Source organism: Salipiger sp. HF18 (assembly GCF_011806505.1).
In the GTDB taxonomy this organism is placed as follows: domain Bacteria; phylum Pseudomonadota; class Alphaproteobacteria; order Rhodobacterales; family Rhodobacteraceae; genus Salipiger; species Salipiger thiooxidans.
This window is the reverse complement of the sequence record NZ_JAATOS010000251.1, coordinates 1-5918: the sequence shown is the minus strand read 5'-3', so window position 1 is coordinate 5918 and position 5918 is coordinate 1. Positions and strand designations below refer to the sequence as shown.

Below are 5918 nucleotides of genomic sequence, written 5' to 3'. Positions count from 1 at the left end.
TTCGCGGGCTTCGTGCTGGTGGCGGCACTGACCCAGCCCTCCTTCCAGGAAGAGGACCGCGCCCCGCTCACCGACATTGTGCTGATGGTGGTGGACAAGAGCGCCTCGCAGCGCCTCGCCGACCGGCTTCAGGTCACCGAGGATGCCGCCGACACGCTTCAGGCCCGCATCGAGACCCGGCCCAACACCGAGATCCGCCGGATCGAGGTTGGCGACGGCGAGGGCGACACCGGCACCCAGCTGATGACCGCGCTCTCGACCGCCATGGCCGAAGAGCCGCGCGGCCGCATCGCCGGGGTCTTCCTCGTGTCCGACGGCCGCCTGCACGATCTGGAGCGCGCGCCGGGGCTGCCCGCGCCGATGCACCTGCTGATGACCGGCCGCGAAGAGGACTGGGACCGCCGCCTCATCGTGCGCAACGCCCCGGCCTTCGCCATCCTCGGAGAACCGGTGACGCTGACGCTGCGGGTGCAGGACGACGGCGCGGCCCCGGGGGCGCTGCAGACGACGCTCGACATCGAGGTCGACGGCGGCGATCCCCAGACCTTCACCGTGCCGGTGGGAGAGGACGTGGAACTGCCGATCGAGCTGCCGCACGGCGGGCTCAACGTCATCCGCTTCTCGACCCCCGAGGGCGCGGGCGAGCTCACCGACCGCAACAACGCCGCGCTGGTGCAGATCAACGGCGTGCGCGACCGGCTGCGCGTGCTGCTGGTCTCGGGCGAGCCCCACGCCGGCGGGCGCACGTGGCGCAACCTGCTGAAATCCGACAGCTCTGTCGACCTCGTGCATTTCACCATCCTGCGCCCGCCCGAGAAGCAGGACGGCGTGCCGGTGACCGAGCTTTCGCTCATCGCCTTCCCGACGCGCGAGCTGTTCCTCGAGAAGATCGAGGATTTCGACCTTATCATCTTCGACCGCTACAAGCGCCGGGGCATCCTGCCGGCGATCTACCTCGACAACGTGCGCAACTACGTCGAGCAGGGCGGCGCGGTGCTGGTGGCCGCGGGGCCGGACTTCGCCAGCGCGGATTCGATCTACCGCTCTCCGCTGGCCGAGATCATGCCCGCCGAGCCCACCGCGCGGGTCATCGACGAGGGCTACCGCCCGCATGTCACCGAGCTGGGCCAGCGCCACCCGGTGACCGCCGGCATGACCGGCGAGGACACTTGGGGCCGCTGGCTGCGCCAGATCGAGGTCGAGCCGATTTCGGGCGACGTTGTGATGTCCGGCGTCGACGACAAGCCGCTGCTGATCCTCGACCGGGTCGGTGAGGGGCGCGTGGCGCTGCTGGCCTCGGACCAGGCGTGGCTGTGGTCGCGCGGCTTCGAGGGCGGCGGCCCGCAGCTCGACCTGCTGCGGCGACTGGCGCACTGGATGATGAAGGAGCCCGAGCTCGAGGAAGAGGCGCTCTGGGCCGAGGCCACCGGCCAGTCGATGCGCATCATCCGCCGCACGCTGGAAGAGGGCGTGGGCCCGGTGACGGTGACCCGCCCCGACGGCGAGACCGAGGAGGTCACGCTGGAAGAGGTCTCGCCCGGGCGCTTCGAGGCGATCTACGAGGGGCCGGAAATCGGGCTCTACCGGCTGGCGGAAGGCGAGCAGGAGGCGGTGATCGGCCTCGGCCCCGCCGCCCCGCGCGAGTTCGAGCAGACCATCGCCAGCGGCGAGGCGCTCGAACCGGTGATCGACAGCATGCGCGGCGGTGTCCTGCGGCTCGAGGAGGGGGTGCCCAGCATCCGCTCGGTGAGCGCCGGACGTCCCGCCGCCGGGCGCGGCTGGATCGGCATCACCCCGCGCGAGGCGTTCGAGACCATGGACGTGCGCCAGATCCCGCTGCTTCCGGCCTGGCTGACGCTGCTCCTGGCGACCGGTCTGATCATCGGAGCGTGGCTGCGTGAGGGGCGTCGTTAGCGGCGTTCGAGGGGCACCAGCCCGGTGCCCCAGCCATCGACAAGGCAGCGCGCCCGCACGAAGAGCGGCACGCCTTCGGGGAGCGCGACGCCGGAGAGCGCGCGGGTAAAGGGCTGCTCCTGCTCGTGTGGGTGGACCAGCTCGCGGGTGCCGAGCACGGTGCCGTCGCCGGTCTCGATCCGCCAACCGTCCGCGTAGTGCTCCCACCCGGTGTCGGGGTGGCGCAGCGTGACCGAAACCCGCCAGCCGTCGCCCTGACGATCCGCAACGGCCGAGAGGATCTCGGGCGGGTCGGCCTGTGCGGCACCGGCGAGCGCCGCCGCCAGCAGGAGGGCAAGGGGGCGTGTCATGGGCGCAGTCTACACGGACGGCGCCGGCCTGCGAAGCACCGGACGGGCGGCGGGCCTCAGCGGCGCGCGTGCCGGGTGACGGGGCCGCCGTCCTGCGCCTCGATCCGGGCAATGGCCTCGGTCAGGCCCTCGTAGGCGACCGCCATGTGATGCGCGTTGGCGTGCAGGATCGTCCCGGGGTCCGCCACCAGCGCTACGTGCCTCTTCCAGAACAGCAGGTCGCCGCGTTCCGGCGCGGTGCCCGGCGCCAGCGTTTCCCCGAAGCGCGCCTCTTGCAGGTCGCTGTCGCCGGGGCAGGGGATGCCGCAGGCGAGGAACCCGGCCTGCGCCAGCCCGGAACAGTCGATGCCCATGGCCGAGTTGCCGCCCCAGACATAGGGCGTCCCGATGAGCCGCGCCGCGACCTCGACCGGATCGGTTTCGGGCGTCCCGAGCGGGCGCAGATGCGTCGCGGGCAGGAACAGGCGCTGCCCGCCCGGCGCCGCGATCTCGAGCCAGCGCTCGGCGCCGGCGGTGACGCGGACGCGTGCGCCGAGCGACAAAGCCAGCGTCTCGCCCTCGCGCTTGAAGTCGGGCTGGGTGAGCGCCTGGCTCAGCCGTACCGCGACCACGTGCGTCGCGTCTCCGTCAGGGGCGCCCAGAGCATCGCTCGCCACGTAGCCGACGTAGCCGTCGCGCGCGGCATAGCCGAAGGCGGTGCCGTCCACGTCCTCGAGCACGTGGAAAACCTCGCCGAACAGCATCTGCCGGTCGCGGGCGCCACCGGGGGCGCGGCGAATGTCGGCGGTCTCCCGCGTGACCACGCGGGCTGTGCCCTCGGCGAACCGCTCCGCCTTGACCGCGCCGCTGAGCGAGCTGTGGGCGACCCGCCCGTTGCTGCGGAGCAGCCTGCGGTCGGTCTCGGTCACAGCTCGAACACCTGAGACAGCGCGCCGAGGATCGCCCGCGGTCCCTGTCCGACGCCGCCTTTCGGGCGGGCGGGCGCAGGGGCGGGGTTCCAGGCGTAGATGTCGAAATGCACGTAGCGCGGGCTTTCTGTCACGAAGCGGCGCAGGAACAGCGCCGCGGTGATCGAGCCCGCCATGCCACCCGCGGGAGCGTTGTCGAGATCGGCGATGCCGGGCTCTATCTTGGCCTCGTAGGGCTCCCAGAAGGGCATGCGCCAGAGCGGGTCGGCGGCGTCGGTGCCGGCCAGCGCCAGCGCCGCGGCCAGCGGTTCGTCATCGGTGTAGAACGGCGCGAGATCGGGGCCGACGGCGACCCGCGCGGCGCCGGTGAGCGTGGCCATCGAGACGACCAGCTCGGGCGTCTCCTCGTCGGCGAGCGCCAGCGCATCGGCCAGCACCAGCCGGCCCTCGGCGTCGGTGTTGTTGATCTCGACCGTCAGGCCCTTGCGCGAGGTCAGGATGTCCTGCGGGCGGAAGGCGTCGCCCGAGACGGCGTTCTCGACCGCCGGGATCAGGACGCGGAGCCGCATCTTCAGCCCCAGCGCCATGATCGCACGGGCGAGGCCCAGCACGTTGGCCGCGCCGCCCATGTCCTTCTTCATCAGGCCCATCGAGCTGCCGGGCTTGATGTTGAGCCCCCCGGTGTCGAAGCAGACCCCCTTGCCGACCAGCGTGATCGCGGGACCCTCGCTGCCCCAGCGCAGGTCGATGAGACGCGGCGCACGGGGGCTGGCGCGGCCGACCGCGTGGATCATCGGGAAGTTCTCTTTCAGAGCGGCGCCAGAGGTGACCTCTATGGCGGCGCCGAACTCGGTTGCCAGCGCACGGGCGGCCTCCTCGAGCTCTTGCGGGCCCATGTCGGAGGCGGGGGTGTTGACGAGGTCGCGGGTGAGCGCCTCGGCTTCGGCGAGGATCTCGATGCGCGCGGCGTCGACGCCCTCGGGCGCGATCAGCGCCGGCGCGGGTGCCTCGGACCCGGCGTAGCGGGTGAAGCGGTAGGTGGCGAGCAGCCAGCCGAGCGCCTCTTCCGCGGCGGCCTCGGGGGGCAGGCCCGAGGCGATGCGGTAGGTGCGCGCGCCGAGGCGGGGCGCAGCGGCGGCCAGCGCGAAGCGCGAGCGGCGGCGGGCCTTAAAGGTGCCGTAGCCCGCGAGCGCGGCGGAGGGCTTGCCGGCCTCGCCCGGCAGGATCAGCGCCTCGCCGATGGCGCCGGTGAAGCCGTTGGCCTCGACCCAGGCGCTGACGGTCTCGGGCTGCGTGGCGAGCCAGTCGGCCAGCGTGGCGCTTTCGACAAGATGCAGCGGCAGGGCATCGGCTTGGGGATCGGCGAAACGGAACGGCATGAAAGGGGCCTTTGCTGCTGGACGGTCGGCTGGTCGGTCTGCCGGACCCTACCGCAGCCCGCGCTGCCTGCAAGTCCCGTCAGACCGGGATGTCCTGCAGGTCCCAGATCGCGTAGAGCGAGCGTTCCCCTACCCGCGCCATGCGCGCCAGCGTCGCTGCCAGCGCGACGGCGTCGCCGTCGTCGATGCAGGTGACCACGTCACCGGCGATGCGGCAGAGCCCGATCATGCCGATCTGTTCGGCGATCGCCGCCAGCGCCCGGGCGCAGTCGCGCATCTCGGCGAACTCGGATCTCTCGTAGAGCCTGTCCGCCTGTCCGAGCCGGTAGGCCAGCTCTTCCATGGCGCGGCAGACCGCGTTTTCCCCTTCGCGGGGGCCCAGACGGGCATACAGCCCCTCGAGGCGTTCCGGATCGAGCCCCACATCCTCGCGCGGGGCAAGCATTGCCACCTGTTCCACAGCTCTGTCGCAACCTCGCACACATCCCCACGGCACGGCTGAATAGACCTCCCAAGTTCCCAAAAGGTTAGACCGGGCGAGATTCTTTTCTCGAATTCCAGTCGAATCCCGCTTATCTGCTCTTGCGATATGACCTGAACAGGAGGACGCGATGCAGCACGCCAGACCGCTCCCGAATTATCTCGTACAGCGTTTCCAGGGCTGGAAGGCAACGAGCTATGCCGAGAACCACGCCTGGTTCCGCCGACTGGCGAGCGAGGGGCAGCATCCCCGCGCGATGATTATCTCGTGCTGCGACAGCCGCGTCCACGTCACCTCGATCTTCGGGGCCGACACCGGCGAGTTCTTCATCCACCGCAACATCGCCAACCTCGTTCCGCCCTACCAGCCGGACGGGCAGCAGCACGGCACCTCGGCCGCGGTGGAATACGCGGTGACGGCGCTCAAGGTCGCGCATGTGATCGTGATGGGCCACTCAAGCTGCGGCGGCGTGCAGGGCTGCCTCGACATGTGCTCGGGCAAGGCACCGGCGCTCGAGGAGAAGTCGAGCTTCGTGGGCCGCTGGATGGACATCCTGCGGCCGGGCTACGAGAAGGTGAAGGATCTCCCCGAGGAGGAGATCTCGAAGGCGCTCGAGCAGCAGGCCGTCCTGACCTCGCTCGAGAACCTGATGTCCTTTCCCTTCGTGCGCGCCGCGGTCGAAGCCGAGGACCTGACCCTGCACGGCCTCTGGCACGAGATCGGCAAGGGCGGGCTCGAGTGCTTCGACCCGAAGCTCGGCGGCTTCGTCGGGATCTGAGACTGCGCCTGAGCCCAGGGCTCAGGCGTCAAGCTCGGCCGTGCAGCCATCGCGATTGAGGCGGATGGCTGGCCGGCCGAGGCGCGCGGCGAGCGATGCCAGCGGCGC

At 71.1% G+C, this 5918-nt stretch carries 6 protein-coding genes; 2 read left to right on the top strand and 4 right to left on the bottom strand.

Translation table 11 applies throughout. From position 1 onward, the window contains the following. Positions 1 to 1914, top strand: a 1914-nt coding sequence (locus HC022_RS17470) for a glutamine amidotransferase (protein ID WP_167453282.1), incomplete at its 5' end; no start/stop codon positions are given. Here the strand turns inward: HC022_RS17470 and HC022_RS17465 are convergent. From HC022_RS17465 to HC022_RS17450, 4 genes are all read right to left on the bottom strand, one after another. Then, the gene (locus tag HC022_RS17465) at positions 1911 to 2264 is read right to left on the bottom strand and encodes a hypothetical protein (RefSeq protein WP_167453281.1); all 354 of its coding nucleotides are present in this window, start codon (positions 2262 to 2264) and stop codon (positions 1911 to 1913) included. The genes HC022_RS17470 and HC022_RS17465 overlap by 4 nt on opposite strands. 56 nt (positions 2265 to 2320) lie before the next feature. Then, complete coding sequence (locus HC022_RS17460; RefSeq protein WP_167453280.1) at positions 2321 to 3172, bottom strand: NlpC/P60 family protein; 852 nt, start codon at positions 3170 to 3172, stop codon at positions 2321 to 2323. Next, positions 3169 to 4551 (bottom strand): M17 family metallopeptidase, encoded by a 1383-nt coding sequence (locus HC022_RS17455; RefSeq protein WP_167453279.1) that lies wholly within the window; start codon positions 4549 to 4551, stop codon positions 3169 to 3171. The genes HC022_RS17460 and HC022_RS17455 overlap by 4 nt, the downstream gene beginning before the upstream one ends. A 79-nt stretch (positions 4552 to 4630) precedes the next feature. Continuing rightward, positions 4631 to 4996, bottom strand: a complete 366-nt coding sequence (locus HC022_RS17450; RefSeq protein WP_008886558.1) for a hypothetical protein — start codon at positions 4994 to 4996, stop codon at positions 4631 to 4633. A gap of 166 nt (positions 4997 to 5162) precedes the next feature. Here HC022_RS17450 and HC022_RS17445 point away from each other — a divergent pair, with 166 nt between their 5' ends. After that, positions 5163 to 5810 (top strand): carbonic anhydrase, encoded by a 648-nt coding sequence (locus HC022_RS17445; protein ID WP_008887139.1) that lies wholly within the window; start codon positions 5163 to 5165, stop codon positions 5808 to 5810. Positions 5811 to 5918: the final 108 nt, after the last annotated feature.